This is a genomic window from Marinobacter lacisalsi (genome assembly GCF_042651045.1).
In the GTDB taxonomy this organism is placed as follows: domain Bacteria; phylum Pseudomonadota; class Gammaproteobacteria; order Pseudomonadales; family Oleiphilaceae; genus Marinobacter; species Marinobacter lacisalsi.
The window spans coordinates 74,841-94,444 of record NZ_JBHSDI010000060.1 but is presented as its reverse complement, the minus strand read 5'-3'; the positions used below and the strand labels follow the sequence as shown (position 1 = coordinate 94,444).

General features: G+C 61.6%; 19 protein-coding genes. 13 read left to right on the top strand and 6 right to left on the bottom strand.

The annotated features are described in order from the left end of the window. Positions 1 to 181 precede the first annotated feature (181 nt). A complete protein-coding gene (locus ACFOZ5_RS17175; RefSeq protein WP_379889578.1) occupies positions 182 to 1,303 on the bottom strand; it encodes a PilT/PilU family type 4a pilus ATPase in 1,122 nt (373 codons plus the stop codon). Between the two features lie 71 nt (positions 1,304 to 1,374). After that, positions 1,375 to 2,409 carry a type IV pilus twitching motility protein PilT gene (locus tag ACFOZ5_RS17170; RefSeq protein ID WP_379889576.1) on the bottom strand — a complete coding sequence of 345 codons (1,035 nt, stop codon included), beginning with the start codon at positions 2,407 to 2,409 and terminating at the stop codon, positions 1,375 to 1,377. A gap of 112 nt (positions 2,410 to 2,521) precedes the next feature. Here ACFOZ5_RS17170 and ACFOZ5_RS17165 point away from each other — a divergent pair, with 112 nt between their 5' ends. From ACFOZ5_RS17165 to ACFOZ5_RS17120, 10 genes are all read left to right on the top strand, one after another. Continuing rightward, positions 2,522 to 3,226, top strand: coding sequence for a YggS family pyridoxal phosphate-dependent enzyme (locus ACFOZ5_RS17165; RefSeq protein WP_379889574.1), 705 nt, complete (start codon positions 2,522 to 2,524; stop codon positions 3,224 to 3,226). Positions 3,227 to 3,298: 72 nt separating this feature from the next. After that, positions 3,299 to 4,135, top strand: a complete 837-nt coding sequence (gene proC, locus ACFOZ5_RS17160; RefSeq protein ID WP_379889572.1) for a pyrroline-5-carboxylate reductase — start codon at positions 3,299 to 3,301, stop codon at positions 4,133 to 4,135. Positions 4,136 to 4,183: 48 nt separating this feature from the next. Continuing rightward, on the top strand, positions 4,184 to 4,753 hold the full coding sequence (locus ACFOZ5_RS17155; RefSeq protein ID WP_379889570.1) for a YggT family protein: 570 nt from the start codon (positions 4,184 to 4,186) through the stop codon (positions 4,751 to 4,753). A gap of 249 nt (positions 4,754 to 5,002) precedes the next feature. Then, the gene (locus ACFOZ5_RS17150; protein ID WP_379889568.1) at positions 5,003 to 6,967 is read left to right on the top strand and encodes a dynamin family protein; all 1,965 of its coding nucleotides are present in this window, start codon (positions 5,003 to 5,005) and stop codon (positions 6,965 to 6,967) included. Positions 6,968 to 7,162: 195 nt separating this feature from the next. Then, positions 7,163 to 8,311 (top strand): homoserine O-succinyltransferase MetX, encoded by a 1,149-nt coding sequence (gene metX / locus ACFOZ5_RS17145; RefSeq protein ID WP_379889566.1) that lies wholly within the window; start codon positions 7,163 to 7,165, stop codon positions 8,309 to 8,311. Beyond that, positions 8,308 to 8,907 (top strand): methionine biosynthesis protein MetW, encoded by a 600-nt coding sequence (metW, locus tag ACFOZ5_RS17140; protein ID WP_379889564.1) that lies wholly within the window; start codon positions 8,308 to 8,310, stop codon positions 8,905 to 8,907. The genes metX and metW overlap by 4 nt, the downstream gene beginning before the upstream one ends. A gap of 2 nt (positions 8,908 to 8,909) precedes the next feature. Next, the gene (locus ACFOZ5_RS17135; protein WP_379889562.1) at positions 8,910 to 9,359 is read left to right on the top strand and encodes a DUF4426 domain-containing protein; all 450 of its coding nucleotides are present in this window, start codon (positions 8,910 to 8,912) and stop codon (positions 9,357 to 9,359) included. Positions 9,360 to 9,378: 19 nt separating this feature from the next. After that, positions 9,379 to 9,975, top strand: coding sequence for an RdgB/HAM1 family non-canonical purine NTP pyrophosphatase (gene rdgB / locus ACFOZ5_RS17130; protein WP_379889560.1), 597 nt, complete (start codon positions 9,379 to 9,381; stop codon positions 9,973 to 9,975). Beyond that, complete coding sequence (hemW, locus tag ACFOZ5_RS17125; RefSeq protein ID WP_379889558.1) at positions 9,972 to 11,120, top strand: radical SAM family heme chaperone HemW; 1,149 nt, start codon at positions 9,972 to 9,974, stop codon at positions 11,118 to 11,120. Before rdgB ends, hemW begins: the two co-directional genes overlap by 4 nt. After that, on the top strand, positions 11,117 to 11,653 hold the full coding sequence (locus ACFOZ5_RS17120; RefSeq protein ID WP_379889556.1) for a hypothetical protein: 537 nt from the start codon (positions 11,117 to 11,119) through the stop codon (positions 11,651 to 11,653). Before hemW ends, ACFOZ5_RS17120 begins: the two co-directional genes overlap by 4 nt. 22 nt (positions 11,654 to 11,675) lie before the next feature. On the opposite strand, the gene trmB is transcribed toward ACFOZ5_RS17120, so the two are convergent. The 3 genes from trmB to ACFOZ5_RS17105 all read right to left on the bottom strand — a co-directional run bounded on the left by trmB (position 11,676) and on the right by ACFOZ5_RS17105 (position 14,312). Next, positions 11,676 to 12,401, bottom strand: coding sequence for a tRNA (guanosine(46)-N7)-methyltransferase TrmB (gene trmB / locus ACFOZ5_RS17115; protein WP_379889554.1), 726 nt, complete (start codon positions 12,399 to 12,401; stop codon positions 11,676 to 11,678). A 33-nt stretch (positions 12,402 to 12,434) separates the two neighbouring features. Continuing rightward, positions 12,435 to 13,973, bottom strand: a complete 1,539-nt coding sequence (locus ACFOZ5_RS17110) for a YifB family Mg chelatase-like AAA ATPase (RefSeq protein ID WP_379889552.1) — start codon at positions 13,971 to 13,973, stop codon at positions 12,435 to 12,437. A gap of 72 nt (positions 13,974 to 14,045) precedes the next feature. Beyond that, complete coding sequence (locus ACFOZ5_RS17105) at positions 14,046 to 14,312, bottom strand: accessory factor UbiK family protein (RefSeq protein WP_379889550.1); 267 nt, start codon at positions 14,310 to 14,312, stop codon at positions 14,046 to 14,048. 420 nt (positions 14,313 to 14,732) lie between these two features. Between ACFOZ5_RS17105 and glnK the strand changes: the two genes are divergently transcribed. Together glnK and ACFOZ5_RS17095 are read left to right on the top strand one after the other, a co-directional pair. Next, positions 14,733 to 15,071: a P-II family nitrogen regulator gene (gene glnK, locus ACFOZ5_RS17100; RefSeq protein ID WP_004578958.1), complete on the top strand. Its 339-nt coding sequence runs from the start codon at positions 14,733 to 14,735 to the stop codon at positions 15,069 to 15,071. 73 nt (positions 15,072 to 15,144) lie between these two features. Continuing rightward, positions 15,145 to 16,413, top strand: a complete 1,269-nt coding sequence (locus ACFOZ5_RS17095) for an ammonium transporter (protein ID WP_379889548.1) — start codon at positions 15,145 to 15,147, stop codon at positions 16,411 to 16,413. A 107-nt stretch (positions 16,414 to 16,520) separates the two neighbouring features. On the opposite strand, the gene speE is transcribed toward ACFOZ5_RS17095, so the two are convergent. Further along, positions 16,521 to 17,402 (bottom strand): polyamine aminopropyltransferase, encoded by an 882-nt coding sequence (gene speE / locus ACFOZ5_RS17090; protein ID WP_379889546.1) that lies wholly within the window; start codon positions 17,400 to 17,402, stop codon positions 16,521 to 16,523. Positions 17,403 to 17,561: 159 nt separating this feature from the next. On the opposite strand from speE, the gene speA reads away from it, so the two are divergent. Next, the gene (gene speA, locus ACFOZ5_RS17085) at positions 17,562 to 19,463 is read left to right on the top strand and encodes a biosynthetic arginine decarboxylase (RefSeq protein ID WP_379889544.1); all 1,902 of its coding nucleotides are present in this window, start codon (positions 17,562 to 17,564) and stop codon (positions 19,461 to 19,463) included. Positions 19,464 to 19,604: the final 141 nt, after the last annotated feature.

Genomic DNA, 19,604 nt, shown 5'->3' with positions numbered 1-19,604 from the left:
ATACCGCCAGCTTATATCAAACATACGGATTATCAATGAATTAGCTCTTAACCAGGCACTGGCCAGGGGAAAAGACAGGGGGCGGAACAGGATAAGCACCCGCGCCCTGAACAGGAGCGCGGCGATTCATTGGTCTCCCTTCTGGCCGGGAGATGAACCAGACGGGACACCGGAAGAAAGGTCAGTCGTTCTGGATCGACAGCTTGTCCACCGACGACGACAGCTGGTCAGACCCCTTAGCATCGGCACCCAGCTTGATCATCAGACGCAGGTCGTTGGCGGAGTCGGCGTGCGCAAGGGCATCCTCGTAAGTGATGGCGCCTTCCGAATACAGGTCATAGAGAGCCTGATCGAAGGTCCGCATGCCGGACTCGGTGGATTTGGTCATCAGTGCCTTGAGCTTGTGCACCTCCCCCTTGCGAATCATGTCCGCGGCCAGCGGGGTGTTGATCAGCACCTCGATAACGGCCCGCCGACCCTTGCCATCCGGTGTGGGAATCAGTTGCTGCGCAACAATGGCCTTGAGGTTCAGGGACAGATCCATCCAGGTCTGGTTGTGCTGGTCCGGGTTGAAGAACTGGATAATCCGGTCCAGGGCCTGGTTGGCATTGTTAGCGTGCAGGGTACACAGGCACAGGTGGCCGGTCTCCGCGAACTGCAACGCGTATTGCATGGTGTCCCGTGTGCGCACCTCGCCGATCAGGATGACATCCGGCGCCTGACGCAGGGTGTTTTTCAGGGCGGTCTCGAAGCTGTCGGTATCGATACCCACTTCCCGCTGGGTGACGATACACCCCTGGTGCTGGTGCACGAATTCGATGGGGTCCTCGATGGAGATGATATGACCGCGACTATTGCGGTTACGATGCCCCAGCATGGCTGCCAGCGAGGTGGACTTACCGGTGCCGGTGGCACCCACAAAGATAATCAGGCCACGCTTGGTCATGGCCAGATCCTTGATGATTTCCGGCAGGCTGAGATCATCGACCTGTGGAATATTGGTCTCGATACGCCGCAGTACCATGCCGCACAGGTTACGCTGGAAGAACGCACTGACCCGGAAACGCCCGATGCCCCTGGCACTGATGGCAAAGTTACACTCGTGGCTGTCCTCGAATTCGGCCTGTTGCTTGGAGTTCATGCCACCATAGACCAACTCCCGCGTCTGCTCCGGGGTCAGGGCGTTCTTGGTCACCGGCAGCACCTTGCCATTAACCTTCATGCTCGGCGGCACCCCGGCGGTAATAAACAGATCGGAGCCGCCCTTCTCTACCATCAATCGCAGCAGTTTTTCGAGTTCCATGAGTGTACTTCCAGCATTCAGTCGCGTTTGCCGGCACCAGTCTTATCCGGTGCCCTGATTCAAAGTCAGTGTCAGAAGTTATCCGCAATCTTGGCCTTGGACCGGGCCGCCTCACGGCTGATCAGCCCCTTCTGCAACAGCCGTTGCAGACACTGATCCAGGGTCTGCATGCCCAACGACCCACCGGTCTGGATGGCGGAGTACATCTGCGCCACCTTATCTTCGCGTATCAGGTTACGGATTGCTGCGGTACCGATCATGATTTCGTGCGCCGCAATCCGGCCGCCGCCCATCTTTTTCATCAGGCTCTGGGAAATGACCGCCTGCAACGACTCGGAAAGCATGGAGCGGACCATGGACTTCTCTTCCGCCGGGAATACGTCCACCACCCGGTCGATGGTCTTGGCAGCGGAGGTGGTGTGCAGGGTGCCGAATACCAGGTGGCCGGTTTCCGCCGCGGTCAACGCCAGGCGGATGGTTTCCAGGTCACGAAGCTCGCCCACCAGGATGATGTCGGGGTCTTCCCGCAGCGCCGAACGCAGGGCTTCCGAGAAGCCCAGGGTGTCACGGTGCACCTCACGCTGGTTGACCAGGCACTTCTTGGAGTCGTGAACGAATTCGATGGGATCCTCAATGGTCAGCACATGCTCGTAGCGCGATTCATTGATGTAGTCGATCATCGCCGCCAGGGTGGTGGACTTGCCGGAACCGGTGGGCCCCGTCACCAGCACCAGGCCCCGGGGGACGGATGAGATGTCCTTGAAAACCTGGCCCATGCCCAGATCTTCCATGGTAAGCACTTTCGATGGGATGGTCCGGAATACGGCGCCTGCACCACGGTTCTGGTTGAAGGCATTGACCCGGAAACGGGCCACGCCGGGCACCTCGAAGGAAAAGTCGGTTTCCAGGAACTCTTCGAAATCCTTCCGCTGCTTGTCGTTCATGATGTCATAGATCAGGCCGTGGACTTCTTTGTGCTCCATCGGCGGAAGGTTGATCCGGCGTACATCACCATCGACACGAATCATGGGGGGCAGCCCGGCGGACAGGTGCAGGTCAGATGCGCCCTGTTTGGCCGAGAAGGCCAGCAGTTCAGTAATGTCCATAGAGTTCCTCGGAAGGCGGTTCTTTTATACCCTGGCCCGCTTGGTTTTTTACCACCCCGGGGTTAACGTGAGACCCCTATCACAGCAGACTCAGCGGCAGTCAGAAATCAATATGAGCAGCATAGCAGACAACATCAGGAGCGTAACCCGACGCATACAAAAAGCAACAAAGGCGGCCGCACGGGCTGACGGGAGTGTGAGCCTGCTCGCAGTCAGCAAGACCCGGCCTGCGGAAGATCTCCGTGAAGCGGCCGCGTCCGGGCAGCTTGCGTTTGGTGAAAACTACCTGCAGGAAGCCCTCGACAAGATCAGCGCCCTGTCCGACCTGCCCGGGCTGGAGTGGCACTTTATCGGCCCCATCCAGTCCAACAAGACCCGAGCCATTGCCGAACACTTCCAGTGGGTTCACAGCGTGGACCGGCTCAAGGTCGCCAGGCGCCTGAGCGAGCAGCGCCCGCAGGACCTGCCGCCCCTGAACATCTGCCTGCAGGTGAACGTTGACAATGAAGACAGCAAAAGCGGCTGCCGCCTGGAGGAACTGCCTGAGCTGGCGGCCGCGGTCAGCGAGCTGCCCCGGCTGAGCCTGCGGGGGCTGATGGCCATACCCGACCCTGACCAGCCGGAGGACCGCCTGCGCGCCAGCTTCCGGGCCCTGGCCAACGGGCTGGATCAACTGCGCCAGCAGGAAAACGTCAACGGCCCGCTCGACACCCTGTCCATGGGCATGTCCGGTGACCTGGAGCTGGCTATTGCCGAAGGCGCCACTTTGGTGCGGGTGGGTACCGCCATGTTCGGTGCCAGGGACGACAGCCGATAACGGGCACGGCGGGTAAGCGTTCGATTTTACTGGTATGATTTCTCATCACAATTTTATGACTCGGAGTGAACTGTGAGTACATCACCGACGATCGGCTTTATCGGCGCGGGCAACATGGCCAGCGCCATTATTGGCGGCATGCTGGACAGCGGCTTCCGGGCCGGTGGCATCTGGGTCAGCGCCCCGGACGACGCGCACCTGCAGACCATCCGCAACAAGTTCGGCGTCAGTGTCACCACCGATAACCGCTACTGCGCCCAGCAGGCCGATGTGCTGATTCTGGCAGTGAAGCCCCAGATCATGGCCGACGTATGCAGTGACATCGCGCCCGTCGTCCAGAACACCCGGCCACTGATGGTGTCCATCGCCGCCGGCCTCACCGCAGACACCCTCGACAACTGGTTGGGAGGCGGTCTGCCCCTGGTACGGGTCATGCCCAACACGCCTTCACTGGTAGGCATGGGCGCCGCCGGGTTGTTCGCCAATAACGAGGTGAGCGACGACCAGAAACAGACGGTAGAGTCCATTTTCAACAGTATTGGCAAGGCGCTGTGGCTGGACGATGAAAACCAGCTGCACGCAGTAACAGCACTCTCGGGCAGCGGCCCCGCCTACTTCTTCCTGATGCTGGAAGCGCTGGAAGCGGCCGCGACTGTGGCCGGCATCCCCGCGGAAACCGCCCGCGGCCTGGCCATCCAGACCATGGCCGGTGCCGCCGAGATGGCGGCCCGCAGCGAGCACGATCCGGCCCAGCTCAAGCGCAATGTCATGTCACCCGGCGGCACCACGGAACAGGCCATCAATACCTTTGAGGATGGCGGCCTGCGCCCGCTCGTGGAAAAAGCCTACAAGGCCGCCATGAGCCGCTCCCGGGATATGGCCAGAGAGCTGGCCGACAGCAAGCAATAATGACCGGCAACCACCCTGACCCCAAGGCTTAACGGAGAGACTGCCCCAATGCTGGCCGATATATTCATCACCGTGCTGCAGTTTGTGTCGATGTTCTACCTCACCGTGGTGCTGCTGCGGTTCATGCTGCAACTGGCACGAGCTGATTTCTACAACCCCATTTCGCAGTTTGTGGTCAAGGCCACCAACGCGCCCTTACGCCCCCTGCGCAGGGTCATTCCGGGCATTGGTGGCGTCGACGGCGCCTCACTGGTGCTGGCGGTACTGGTCAGTGCGTTGTTCTTCGCCCTGTTATGGGTTGCCAACGGGTTCCCCATTACCGGGCTTAATCCGGTAGCCCTGCTTGCCTGGTCGGGCGTCCATGTGCTGGACCTGATCCTGAGCATCTACTTCTGGTCCGTGCTGGCGGTGGTCATTATCAGCTGGGTCGCCCCCCAGAGTGACCACCCCGCCATTGCCCTGGTGGCACAGATCACCGAGCCGGTCATGCGGCCGGTCCGCAATATCGTGCCACCCCTGGGCGGGCTGGACCTGTCTCCCATCTTTGTGTTCCTGATTCTGTCGGTGCTGCGCCAGGTCGTTGATCATCTGGGGCGCGCAGTCGGCATGCCGATCTGATCACGACACGGTCACGGGCGCCGGCGTCCGCTTGAGCGCCTGTGACCCACTTAACAGATCTGACAACAAAACGGACATACTCTAATCCTTATCGATTGTTAATCTGCGATAATTCCATGCGCAGTTTTCCGGGCACTTCCCCATAACTCGCTGCGGGGGCGCCTGACACCCGCCCGGCCAGGAACCGGGGGCGTTACCAGACATCGCAGCCGCCAAGCCGGCGCCTGCCAAGCGGACAGGGCACGTACCATGAACGGACCAGCCATCCTGGCGCACCAGGTTGAAGCCTACCATCAGTGGAAGAAGGAACTCATTCGCCAGATCGGCAGGTACCGGCTCTGGCTGCAGGACAATGACCTGTACTCCGAAGATGTCAGTGAACGCATCCGCCGGGGTGTGGAACTGCTGGTCGAGGATGAGCTCACCATCGCCTTTGTGGGCGAGTACTCCCGTGGCAAGACCGAGCTGATCAACGCCCTGTTTTTCGCTGAATACGGCCAGCGCATGCTGCCCTCCGAAGCGGGCCGCACCACCATGTGCCCCACCGAACTGTTCTTCGACCGGGCCAATGGCAGCAACTATCTGCAATTGCTGCCCATAGAGACCCGTGAAGGCGACCTGTCGCTGCAGGAACTGCGCCGTCAGCCCCAACACTGGATCCGTCACGAGCTGGACGAAAATGATCCGGACACCATGCGCACCGTTCTTGCCGAAGTGGCCCGTGTACGCAGTGTCAGTCCCCAGCAGGCCCGCCGTTACGGATTCAGCGAGTCCATGCTCGAGGCAGACCAGGACAACCCCGGCCAGGTGCTGATCCCGGCGTGGCGCAGTGCCCGTATCAGCATCCGCCACCCGCTGTTCGAACGCGGTCTGCGCATTCTCGATACTCCAGGGCTCAATGCGCTGGGTTCCGAGCCGGAGCTGACCGTCAGCCTGTTACCGGCAGCCCACGCCATCCTGTTCCTGCTTAGCGCCGACACCGGCGTCACCGCCAGTGACATGACCATCTGGAAGGACCATATCGACACCGAGGACGCCGATCACCGCGCCGGTCGGTTCGCGGTACTCAACAAGATCGACTCACTATGGGATGAGTTGCGCCCGGACGAAGAGGTCCAGAAAAGCATTGCGCGGATACAGCATTACACCGCCAACCAGCTGGGCCTGAAAGATGAGGATGTGATCCCCGTTTCCGCCAAGCAGGGCCTGACTGCCAAGGCCCGCGGAGACGATGCCCTGCTCAGGCGCAGCGAGCTGCCCGGCCTGGAGCGACTGCTGGTGGGGCGTATCCTGAAACAGAAAGAAGAGCTGATCACCCAGAGCCTGATCAATGATCTGCTGGGCATGCTGCAGAACAGTCAGGCGGCCATGCAGTCCCGGCTGGCAAGCCTGGATGAGGAGCGCCAGGCCTGCACCGGTAACGCCGTTGACCGGCAGGCCCTGCGCCGGCTGGCGGACCGCGCCCAGACGGACTATGACTTCTACTACCGCAAGCTCATCACCCTGCGCTCCAGCCGACGCCTGATGCAGTCCCAGGGCGACATCCTGATGGAAATGGTGAGCCCTGAGCGCTTCGATGCGCATGCCGCCACGGTCCGCAAGATGATGACCAAAAGCTGGACCTCCGCCGGCATGAGCCAGGCCATGGACCACTTCTTCGAACTGCTGGAAAACGATCTTCAAAACCTGCTTGCGGAAGGCCGCCTGGCAGAGCGCATGGTAGAGGCCATCTACCGTCGCTATAACCAGGACACCCGCGCCCGCCACCTGGAACCCATCCCCCTCCGGGCGGGCCGGCACGTTATCGCCGTTCGGGAACTGCGCAAGCGTGCGGCCCGTTTCCGTCGCGCTCCGGGCAACCTGTTGCGTGAGCAGAACCAGCTGATCCGCCGCTTCTTCCAGGTCATGGTCACCGAGGCACGCACGCTCCACGAGCGGGTGTGCCGTGATGTGGAACGCTGGCCGGGGGAAGCCCTGCTGCCCATCATGCAATACTCCATGGAGCAGAAGCAGCTGCTGGAGCACCAGGTGCGCCGCATCCGCGACATGGTCCGCAGCGACCGTGACAGCAAGGCGGAACGGGAGCGGCTGACCAACACCATCACCGACCTGCGCAAGCAGCTGGAACTGGCCGATACCATGCAGCGGCAGATTCGCCGCCCTGCCCCGACCCTGAGCCAGCAGAAGGTGGTCAACATCTCCGGCATTGCCTGAATCCTGCGGGGGAGGGGGCACGGCGCGGTTGCAGCAACGCCGGGGCCCCTTTAAACTGCAGGGCTTGCACTAGTGTCCCGTTCGATTAATTCACTGAGTCACTCAGTAGGTCAGCGAATTGACCAAACGGGACACCAGCCCCGAACCGGGCCGGAATACGCCCAGAGATGACCAATCAAGGATTCTGCCGCATCGATGCCCGATTCCCTGCCTTCGGATTCTGTAGGCCTCGTTACCCCACAAACACTGCATTTTGACGAGCCGCTGACGCTCGCCTGTGGCCAGACCCTCAAGCAGTGGGACCTGGTGGTGGAAACCTATGGCACCCTGAACGAAAAACGCAGCAACGCCGTGCTCATATGTCACGCCCTGAGCGGCCACCACCATGCCGCCGGCTACCACTCCATGGACGACCGAAAGCCGGGCTGGTGGGATAGCTGCATCGGGCCCGGCAAGCCCATCGACACCAATCGCTTCTTCGTGGTCAGCATCAACAACCTTGGCGGCTGCCACGGCAGCACCGGCCCCAATACCGTGAACCCGGAAACCGGCGAACCCTTCGGGCCGGACTTCCCTGTGGTGACCGTGCGGGACTGGGTCGATAGCCAGGCGATACTCGCCAACCGGCTGGGCATCGAGTGCTGGGCAGCAGTGGTCGGTGGATCCCTGGGAGGCATGCAGGCGCTGCAATGGAGTATTAGCTACCCTGACCGTCTCAGACACGCGGGGGTGATTGCCTCGACGCCGCGACTCACCGCCCAGAACATCGCCTTCAATGAGGTAGCGCGCCGCGCCATCACCTCCGACGCGGACTTCCATGGTGGCCGGTACTACGAACATAACACCCTCCCCAGAAATGGCCTGATGCTGGCGCGAATGGTGGGCCATATTACCTACCTGTCCGACGCCTCCATGGGGGAGAAGTTCGGCCGTGAACTGCGGGACCAGGCCTACAAGTTCGGTTACGATGCGGAGTTCCAGGTAGAGAGCTACCTGCGTTACCAGGGCGAGCGTTTTTCCGAAACCTTCGACGCCAACACCTACCTGCTGATGACCCGGGCACTGGACTACTTTGACCCGGCCTACGAAACCGACAATGATCTGGTCAAGGCCATGGCGAAAGCCCGCTGTGAATTCCTGGTTCTGTCCTTCAGCACCGACTGGCGCTTTACCCCCGCCCGCTCGGAAGAGCTCGTCAATGCCATGATCGCGGCCCGCTGCAGGGTCAGCTACGCGGAGATCGATGCCCCCTGGGGCCACGACGCCTTCCTGATACCAACGCCCCGTTACAGGGCAGCCTTCACCGCCTACATGAACCGGGTAGCAAGGGAGGTGGGCGCATGAGAGCCGACCTGGAGATCATCCAGCAGTGGATCAGCCCCGGCGCCCATGTTCTGGACCTGGGCTGTGGGGACGGCACCCTGCTGCAGTACCTGCGACAGGAGAAGCAGACCACCGGCTTTGGCCTGGAAATCAACCCGGACCATATTACCGAATGCATGGGCAAGGGTGTGCCGGTCATCGAACAGAACCTGGACGCCCAGGGGCTGGCCAATTTCGAAGACGACAGCTTCGATACCGTGCTGATGACCCAGGCACTGCAGGCCGTCCGGCGCCCGGATATTGTACTGGACGAAATGATGCGACTGGGGCGCGAGGGGATCGTCACCTTTCCCAATTTTGCCTACTGGCGTCTACGCTGGTATCTGATATGGCGGGGAAGAATGCCGGAATCCGAGACCCTGCCACACCGGTGGTACGATACCCCGAATATCCACCTGTGCACGTTCAGGGATTTTGAGGCATTGTGTCATCAGAAAAACTTCCGTATCCGTAATCGCACGGTAGTGGACGGTGACCACCAGGACCGCTGGCTTAGCCGCCTGTGGCCAAACCTGTTGGGACAGATAGCCATCTACCGCATCACACGGGGAGACTGATCATGAAGCCAAACACCTTGCTGACGCTGTTGTGCATAACGCTGGCAGGCCTGGCCGGTACCGCCACGGCTGACGACAAACACGTGGACTTCGGAGAATACGAAGTGCATTACAACGTCTTTCCGAGCACCTTCCTGCCCGCCGAGGTGGCCGAGGCCAACAACCTCAATCGCAGTCGGGGCATCGGTGTCGTCAATATCGCCATCATGACCCGGGACGATGACGGCAGCCTGACAACGGTGCCCGGCCAGGTGGAGGGGAAGGCGCTCAATGACGTAGGCCAGCCGAAATTCCTGGGTTTCCGACGTATCCGTGAGGGCGACGCGGTCTATTTCATCGCCGAATACCAGTACAGTGAAGGCGAACTGATGACCTTCAATGTCACTGCGCGCCCCAGCGGGCATAACGAAGACCTGCAGGTTCGCTTTTCCCAGGCCCTGTTCAATGACTGATTCCCGAGCCGGAGGCAACATGACCCGGAAACTGGTGCTGGCCAGCAACAACCAGGGCAAGCTTCGTGAACTCGGCGAACTGCTGGGGCCCCTGGGGATGCAACCGGTATCCCAGGGCGAGCTGGGCGTCGGCGAAGCCGAAGAACCCGCCGTTACCTTTGTGGAGAATGCCCTGCTCAAGGCCCGCCACGCCGCCCGGGAAACCGGCCTGCCTGCGCTGGCAGACGATTCCGGCCTGGCCGTGGATACCCTCAACGGACAGCCCGGAGTGCGCTCCGCACGCTACGCCGGACCAGACGCCAGTGACGGGGATAACGTGCAGGCACTGCTGAAAGCCCTGGTCGACGTACCCGAAGCTGAACGGTCAGCCCAGTTCCACTGTGTGCTGGTCTATCTGCGTCACGCCGACGACCCTACCCCGGTGATCTGCCATGGCCGCTGGCCGGGACGCATCCTGACCGCAGCGCAGGGTGATGGCGGGTTCGGCTACGACCCCGTATTCTTCGCGCCGGAGTATGGCTGCAGCGCAGCCGAGCTTACCCGGGAACAGAAAAGCCGGGTCAGCCACCGCGGACGAGCCCTGCGCCAGCTGGTGGAACAGCTGGAACACCCGTGACCGTCAACGCCAGCGCTCCCTGTCCCCCACTGGGGCTCTATATCCACGTGCCCTGGTGCGTGCGCAAGTGCCCTTACTGCGACTTCAACTCCCATACGTTTACCGGTGAGCTTCCGGAGCAGGCCTACCTGGACGCCCTGGTGGAGGACCTGCGCCACGATCTGCCACTGGTCCGGGAGCGGTCGGTATCCACCGTCTTCATTGGCGGCGGCACACCGTCGCTGATGTCTCCGACCTTCTACCAGTCCCTGTTCCAACGGCTGGGCGAACTGGTGACCTTCAGCCCGGATGCGGAGATCACCCTGGAAGCCAACCCGGGCACGGTGGAACAGGCCCGTTTCCGGGGTTTCCGCCAAGCCGGTATTAACCGGCTGTCCATCGGCATCCAGAGTTTCAATCCGCAGCAGCTTCAACGGCTCGGACGTATACACGACGACCGCGAGGCTCACCGGGCCATCGAGGGGGCTTTCGTGGCGGGGTTCAACAACATCAACCTTGACCTGATGCACGGCCTTCCGGATCAGTCCCCGCAACAGGCCCTGGCGGATCTGGACGCGGCCCTGTCCTGGCGGACGCCGCACCTGTCCTGGTACCAGCTGACCCTGGAACCCAATACCGAATTCTACAGCCGCCCCCCGGCCCTGCCGGAGGATGACAGCCTCTGGGCCATCTGGCAGGCTGGCCGGGAGCGGCTGACACAGGCCGGTTTCTCGGACTACGAAGTGTCCGCCTGGGCCCGGCCCGGCCAGGCGTCCAGGCACAACCTCAATTACTGGACCTTTGGCGACTACCTGGCGATCGGGGCCGGAGCCCATGGCAAGGCCTCGCTGGCCAGTGGCGAGATCGTCCGTTACTGGAAGACCCGCCAGCCCGATGCCTACCTGAACCGAATCGGCAGCCGCACCGCCGGCACACAGGCCGTTGAGGTCGACGAACGGCCACTGGAGTTCATGATGAATGCCCTGCGTCTGCAGGAAGGTGTGATGGAATCCCTGTTCACGGAACGCACCGGTTTGCCCCTGTCTGCCATTGCTGAAATACTTGCTACACTACGCAAGGAAGGGCTACTGGAATCCCGCCGCCTACAGGCCACCGAGCGGGGGCGACAGTACCTGAACAGTGTGCTGGAGCGCTTTCTGTCATGAACGACACCACCCGAACGCCGATCCCGGCGAACATTCGCTGGCTGAGCGGCATCACCGCCATCCTGCTGGCGCTGCAACTGGGGCTGAACCAGCCGTTGCAGACCTCGGCAGCGCCTCAGGGCATGCTGAACTTCCAGCTGGCCACCACGGGTGAGAATGCCGCCGCCATTGCCCAGAGCTGGGCCGATGCCGGCATGGGCTGGGCCAGGGCCTCGATCTGGAGCGGGTTCCTGTTCGCCATGCTGTACAGCGCGCTGCTGGTCCTGTTCACCAACCACCTGCTGACAGACCGCCCCGGGATCCGGGAGCGCAAGACCGGACGATGGGTACGGGGGCTCTTTGTCACGGCGGGCCTGACCCATATCGCTGAGTATTCGTTGATGCTGGTGAATCTGGATGCCCCCAGCGACCGGCTGAGCCTGTCTGCCACACTGCTGGCACTAATCAACTACACGGCGCTGGTGATGGGCATTGCCGGCCTGGTGGTGATACGGGCGGCCCGCCGCCGCCCGCTGCATCCCTCCCGGGTCTGATCGCTGCGAAGAGAGTGTCGGATCAATTCGTCCGCCGGTAAACCAGATCCCAGACTCCGTGGCCGAGGTTCTCGCCCCGTTTCTCGAACTTGGTGACAGGCCGGTGCTCCGGACGGGGTGAATACCCTCCTTCGTCCTGGCTGTTAACGAAGCCTTCAGAGCCGTCCATCACTTCCAGCATGTGCTCGGCATAGTTTTCCCAGTCGGTGGCCAGATGCAGAATTCCCCCCACCCGGAGCTTGTGGCGCAACCGCTGCACAAAGTCGTGTTGAATCAGACGACGCTTGTGATGCTTCTTCTTGGGCCAGGGATCGGGAAAGAAGACCATCACCCGGTCAAGGCTGGCATCCGGCAGGCACAGGTCAACCACATCATTGGCATCGATGGCATAGATACGCACATTCTCCAGGCCGCGTTCCTCGACTTCCTTGAGCAGGGCGCCAACGCCGGGCAGATGCACCTCCACCCCGATGAAGTCCTGCTCCGGAGCGGCTTCCGCCATGTCTGCCAGAGACTGACCCATGCCGAAGCCGATCTCCAGGTTCAGCCAGGCCTCGCGGCCAAAGATCTCCCGCGGGTCGATCACGCCATGCTCCCGGGTAAGCCCGTATTTCGGCCATAAGCCCTCGTAAGCCCTCTTCTGACCCTCGGTCATGCGACCCTGACGAATGACGAAACTGCGCACCCCTCGGCGGGTGGTAATCTGTTCACCGTTGCCGTTGTCCGGTGTCTTGTCTGGATCAGTCATGATGTTCCCCGGTTTATCCAATTCGCTGAATTGCTACAGTTTAACAGAGGCGGTCGAATTCGTGGGGTTCCTGGCAGCCTTACGGTCCAGCTTGCGGTAACCCAGGGCCTCCACCAGGTGCTGCCGGCCGATCTCCGCCTGTCCGTCCAGGTCAGCAATAGTCCGTGCCACCCGCAATATCCGGTGCAGCGCCCGGGCGGATAACCCCAGTCGCTCCATGGCGCTGACCAGCATGGCCTTGCTGCCATCATCCACAACACAGTATTCATCCAGGGCACGGCCACTGAGGCCGGCGTTGGCCACACCACGTTCACGGGAATGCTGCCGTACCTTCTCTACACGGGCGCGCACCTGCTCACTACTCTCCGCCGGTTTGCCGGGGTGCAACAGCACGTCGCCCCCCTGCACCGGCACCTCCACATGCAGATCAAAGCGGTCCAGCAACGGACCGGAAAGGCGGGCCTGATAGCGCGACACCTGCACCGGCGAGCACTGGCAGTCGATGGTCGGATGTCCCAGATAGCCACAAGGGCATGGATTCATCGCGGCCACCACCTGAAAACGGGCCGGGTAGGTGACCTGGCTGGCCGCCCGGGAGATTACGATCTCACCGGATTCCATCGGCTCACGCAGCACTTCCAGCACCTTGCGGTCGAACTCTGGCAGCTCGTCAAGGAACAGTACACCATTGTGGGCCAGGGAGATTTCCCCGGGGCGCGGGCTGCTGCCACCCCCGACCAGCGCTACCGCTGATGCGGTATGGTGCGGCGAACGATAGGGAGGCTGGCGCCAGCCGTCACCCCCCACCGGCAGACCGGCCACTGACCTCACACTGGCCACCTCAAGGGCCTGGCGGTCATCCAGTGGCGGCAGGATGCCGGGAATTCGGCTTGCCAGCATGCTCTTGCCAGTGCCCGGAGGACCGAATAACAGCAGGTTGTGACCACCCGCCGCAGCAATCTCCAGGGCCCGCCGGGGCACGTGCTGCCCCCTGACGTCGGCGAGGTCCGGGGCCTCCGGCGGGCGGTCGGCCGGCTCCATCGGCTGCACCGGAGACAGTTTGCTGATACCCGCCAGATGCTCGCACACCCGCAGCAGGTGATCGGTGGCCAGCACGTCATCACCGCTGGCCAGGGACGCCTCGGCGGCATTATCAGACGGTACCAGAATGCGGCGGCCGGCATCCTGCGCCGCAATCACCGCCGGCAATACGCCCCGAACCGGCCGCAGGGTGCCGTCCAGCGCCAGTTCGCCAAGGCATTCCAGGTGGTGCAGGGTGTCGGGAGGTAATTGCTCGGAGGCGACCAGAATGCCAAGGGCGATAGCGAGATCGAAACGACCGCCCTCCTTGGGCAGATCCGCCGGGGCAAGGTTTATGGTAATGCGACGGGCGGGAAACTCGAAGCCGGCATTGAGCAGGGCGCTACGGACGCGGTCCTTGCTCTCACGCACGGCGGTTTCCGGCAACCCGACGATAGACAGGGCCGGAAGTCCGCTGGACAGATGCACTTCGACGGTCACTGGCGGGGCACTGACACCCAGCCGCGCACGAGTATGAATAGTGGCAAGCATGCTGGTCTTCCCTGACGATAGGACAGTAATTGGCCCCGACGGTACTGCCTGTGCCGTCCTGTGGGGCAGGAGTCAGCCCTGCGAGGACTCGGTGCCGGGACTCTGCTCCAGTTCGGCAACCCGCTTCTCCAACTGCTCCAGGCGCTCACGGGTGCGCAGCAATACCGCCTGCTGGGCATCAAACTCTTCCCGTGTAACCAGCTCGAGCCTGGAGATAACCGACATCACGGCGGCCCGGGCATGGTTCTCAACATCTTCCCGGGCGGCTTTCGCCATGTCTGGAACGAACTGACCAAACTGTTGCTGGACCTGCCCCAGCAGATCGTTGGGGATCTTCACCGCTAGTTTCTCCCATGTCTCGCAGAGGTTGTCCGGTGACCGTCAGCCCGCCCGCAGGCGCCTCTCCGGCGACCGGATATGTCTGCCGGGAGTGTAACACAGCCCGGTCCCTGCCATACTATGAACAAGTGTGGGCCGGGGAGCCCGAGGCCAGGATGGCGCACCTGTTCTGAGCGTTTGCACCAACTTGGAGCTCTCACAACCCCGACGCGCCATTATGGCGCACACTTTGGAACCATTTTGGTTCACCGTTATTGCAATACACTGATTAAAAAGACTTTTTTTGCGTTGGCACACACGATGCTTTGAGCCTTGCACGCAATCCGCACAATTGGTGTGCGAGGTGGCAGCATCCCGAACCCGGTCAACCCACAACATTGTGGTCAGAAAACCGGGACGGCTAAATCCAAGGAGACAGCAATGAAACTTGTGACAGCGATCATCAAGCCTTTCAAGCTGGATGATGTCCGTGAGGCACTATCCGAGATTGGCGTTCAGGGCGTGACCGTAACCGAAGTAAAAGGTTTCGGACGCCAGAAAGGGCATACCGAGCTCTACCGTGGAGCCGAGTACGTGGTGGACTTCCTGCCCAAGGTAAAGGTGGAAGTCGCCATCGGCGATAACCTGCTGGATCAGGTGATCGAATCCATCACCAAGGCTGCCAATACCGGCAAGATTGGTGACGGCAAGATTTTCGTGACCGAGCTGGAACAGGCCATCCGTATCCGGACGGGGGAAACCGGCGAAGAAGCCGTCTGATTCCGGACGCTTAAGCAGTCAGGCCAACGCAAAAAATCCAACATCCTGTTAAGCCTCGTGCGGAGGGCTTCCAATGGAAAACAGTGTATTTCATTTACAGTACGCAATAGACACCTTCTATTTCCTGGTGTGTGGCGCATTAGTCATGTGGATGGCAGCAGGCTTTGCCATGCTGGAATCCGGGCTGGTTCGTGCCAAGAACACCACTGAAATCCTGACCAAGAACGTGGCCCTGTACGCAGTGGCCTGTACCATGTACCTCATTTGCGGGTACGCCATCATGTACGGTGGCAACATCTTCCTCAGCGGCATGGGCGACATTGACGTTGGCGGTGTGATGGGCGAATTTGTCGATCGCGGCGACTTCGAAGGCGGCTCCATCTACTCGGGCGCTTCCGACTTCTTCTTCCAGGTGGTGTTCGTGGCCACCGCCATGTCCATCGTCTCCGGTGCCGTGGCCGAGCGCATGAAACTCTGGGCCTTCCTGATCTTCGCGGTGGTTATGACCGGCTTCATCTACCCAATGGAAGGTGCCTGGACCTGGGGTGGCGCAGAGGTATTTGGCATGTACAGCCTCGGCGACCTGGGCTTCTCCGACTTTGCCGGTTCCGGCATCGTGCACATGGCCGGCGCGGCCGCAGCACTGGCGGGTGTCATCCTGCTGGGCGCCCGTAAAGGCAAGTATGGCCCCAACGGCGAAATTCGCGCCTTTCCGGGTGCCAACATGCCGCTGGCGGCCCTGGGTACCTTTATCCTGTGGCTGGGCTGGTTCGGCTTCAACGGCGGTTCCGTGCTGAAGCTGGGTGACATCGCCAGCGCCCACTCGGTGGCCATGGTGTTCCTGAACACCAACGCAGCAGCAGCCGGTGGCGCCATTGCCGCCCTGATCACCGCCCGCGTGATGTTCGGCAAGGCTGACCTGACCATGCTGCTGAACGGTGCCATCGCCGGCCTGGTGGTAATCACCGCTGAGCCGTCCACCCCGAGCCCGCTGATCGCCACCATCTGGGGCGCCCTGGGCGGCATCCTGGTGGTACTGAGCATCGTCACCCTGGACAAGCTGCGCATCGACGACCCCGTCGGCGCGATTTCCGCCCACGGTGTCTGTGGTCTGCTGGGTCTGCTGCTGGTGCCGGTCACCAATGACGGGGCCACATTCAGCGGCCAGATCATCGGCGCCCTGACCATCTTCATCTGGGTCTTCGTGGCCAGCCTGATTGTCTGGGGCATCCTCAAGGCGGTCATGGGCATCCGCGTCACCGAAGAGGAAGAGTACGAAGGTGTCGATTTGTCCGAGTGCGGTATGGAAGCTTATCCGGAGTTCGTTTCCGGCAAGCAGTAAGATTGCACGATCGGCCGGATCCCCTCCCGGGGATCCAACCAGAAAGGGCAGCCCTCGGGCTGCCCTTTTCTGTGTACGGAACGGTCCGACAACGTGGGCGTCCCGAGTCAGCCCTCTGCTGGCCTGACCGGATCCTCCAGGGCTTCCAGCATGAATTGCGGCATGGCCAGGGCACCCCGATGAACGCCTTCGTTGTAATAGCGGGTCACGAACGGGCGGTCGGCGGCGTCTTCCTCCCGGAAATAGCTGGTGTGCACATCCTTGCCCCCCATGGTGCAGCTCCACCAGCCGGTGGGGTACACCGGCTGCGGGAACGCCAGGGTCTGGACATGATCGAAGCCGGCTTCCTTCATGTCACTATGGATGTCGCGGATGATGCTGTTCGTGTGTAGCAGTGGCGACTCGCTCTGCTGCACGACGATGCCGCCCTCGCGTAACGCAATCATGCAGTCACGGTAGAAATCCAGGGCAAACAGCCCTTCCGCCGCCCCCACCGGGTCAGTGCTGTCAACAATGATCACATCCACCGTTCCCGGGGGCTGGTCACGCACCCACTGGATGCCGTCACCAAAGAAGAAGTTGGCCCGGGGATCCCGGTTGGATTCACACAGCTCGGGAAAGTACTTCTCGGACACCCTGGTCACCCGTTCATCGATTTCCACCTGCCAGGCTTCTTCCACATCCGGGTGCTTGAGCACCTCCCTGAGGGTGCCACAGTCACCACCGCCGATAATCACCACCTTCTTCGGATCACGATGGGTGAACAGTGCCGGGTGTGTCATCATCTCGTGATAGAGGAAATTGTCACGACTGGTCAGCATGACACAGCCATCCAGCACCATCAGGTTGCCGAAGGTTTCCGTTTCCCAGACCTCCAGCTTCTGGAACGATGTCTGCTCTTCATGCAACTTGCGTTTAACCTGCAGGGAAAACGCCGTGCCCTGGTCCTGGAAGACCTCAGTGAACCAGTTGTTGTCCAGTGTACTCATGCCAAACCTCCCTTGATCGATGGCGCCATTGTATTGTCGGGCGCCCGCCAGCCAAAGCACTAATTCGGTGCCGGCCTTTCCCGGTTTCCACGGCGCGGGCATGAAGCCTACAATAGGCGCGCCGGCAACGATGCCCTTTCTGCAATTCAGGATATCAGTATGACCACCAGAACCACCGCCAGCCAGGTCTACAACATTCCCCACTGGAGCGACGGTTATATCAATGTCAGCGATGATGGCGAGGTGCTTGTCCAGCCCCATCGACAGGCCCGGGACAGCCATATCTGCCTGCCGGACCTGATCCGCCAGCTGACTGGCCAGGGTATCGCGCTGCCGGTACTGATCCGCTTCACGGACATTCTTCATGACCGGGTGAATACCCTCTGCCAGTCGTTCAATGATGTCGCCGCCGAACATGGCTATGGCGGCCGGTACACCGCCGTCTACCCGATCAAGGTAAATCAGCAGCGGGGCGTGGTGGAAGAACTGCTGCAGGCTCAGCCAGCGGCAGACAATGGCCAGATAGGCCTGGAAGCCGGCAGCAAACCGGAGCTGATGGCGGTACTGGCGATGTCAGCAGCCGGCGCCGTGATCGTGTGCAACGGCTACAAGGACCGGGAGTATGTGCGTACCGCCCTGATTGGCCAGAAACTGGGCTACCGGGTCTTTATCGTGGTGGAGAAACCCTCCGAACTGAAACTGATCCTGGACGAGGCGGCACGCCTGCAGGTGACGCCACTGATAGGGGTCCGCGCGCGACTGGCCACCATCGGCAAGGGCAACTGGCAGAATACGGGCGGCGAGAAATCGAAATTCGGCCTGTCTGCAGGCCAGGTACTGGATGTGGTGGAGCGACTGCGGGCCGCCGGCGCGCTCGACAGCCTGCAGCTGCTGCATTTCCACCTGGGCTCGCAAATCGCCAATATACGGGACATCCAGACCGGTCTGAGGGAATGTGCCCGCTTCTACAGCGAGCTGCGTCAGCTCGGCGCACCGGTGGGCACCGTGGACATCGGCGGCGGCCTGGGGGTGGATTACGAGGGCACCCGCTCACGCAGCAGCTGCTCCATGAACTACAGCATGCGTGAGTACGCCTGGAACGTGATTCACACCCTGCAGGGAGAATGCGACCGGGCCGGCGTGCCCCATCCTGACCTGATCAGCGAATCCGGACGCGCCCTGACCGCCCACCACGCGGTACTGGTTACCAACGTGATTGACCGGGAGCAGCCGGAATCCCGGGTTCCCTCCGAGCCGGCAGAGGACGCCCCCGGGCCCCTGCACGACCTGTGGCGGGACTACCGGCACCTGACCGATGACAGCAGCGCCCGCTCCCGTATCGAGATCTACCACGACCTGCTGCATGCCATGAGTGACGTCCACGCCCAGTTTGCCCATGGTGTGCTGTCGCTGGCCTACCGGGCTGAGGCCGAGCGCATCTACACCGCCAGCTGTCGCCAGCTGCAGCAACAGCTGAACAGTGCGAACCGCGCCCACCGGGAAATCCTTGATGAACTCAACGAAAAACTGGCCGAGAAGCTGTTCGTGAACTTCTCCCTGTTCCAGTCCCTGCCCGATATCTGGGGCATCGACCAGATATTCCCGGTACTGCCCATCAGCGGCCTCAATCGGCCCATCAGCCGGCGCGGGGTTATCCAGGACATCACCTGCGACTCCGATGGCCGTATCGATCGCTACGTGGACGGTCAGGGCGTGGAAACCACCCTGCCCCTGCCGGAGCATGACGACACTGAGCCACTGCTGATCGGGTTTTTCATGACCGGGGCCTACCAGGAAATCCTGGGCGATATGCATAACCTGTTCGGCGACACGCACTCGGTGGATGTCCGCCTGACCGGTGGGGGCCGTTACGAAGTCAGCCAGCCCACGGAGGGCGACACCGTGGCTGATATCCTGCGCTATGTGAATTTCGACCCCCAGGCCCTGATCAGGGCCTACCGCAGCCACTTCATGGCCAGCGGGCTGCCTGCAGACGAACAGGCGTCGCTGCTGCAGGAACTGGAGGCCGGGCTGCAGGGCTATACCTACCTGGAGGAATAGATCGCCTCCGGGACGATGAATTGTAAAATCCGGTCGCTGTCCTGATCCGGCACGAAGATCATGACGTACAAACCGTCACTGACAATCGCTGGACGAGTGCTACAATCATGATGAATAACACTTCAGCTCATGCCGTCAAGG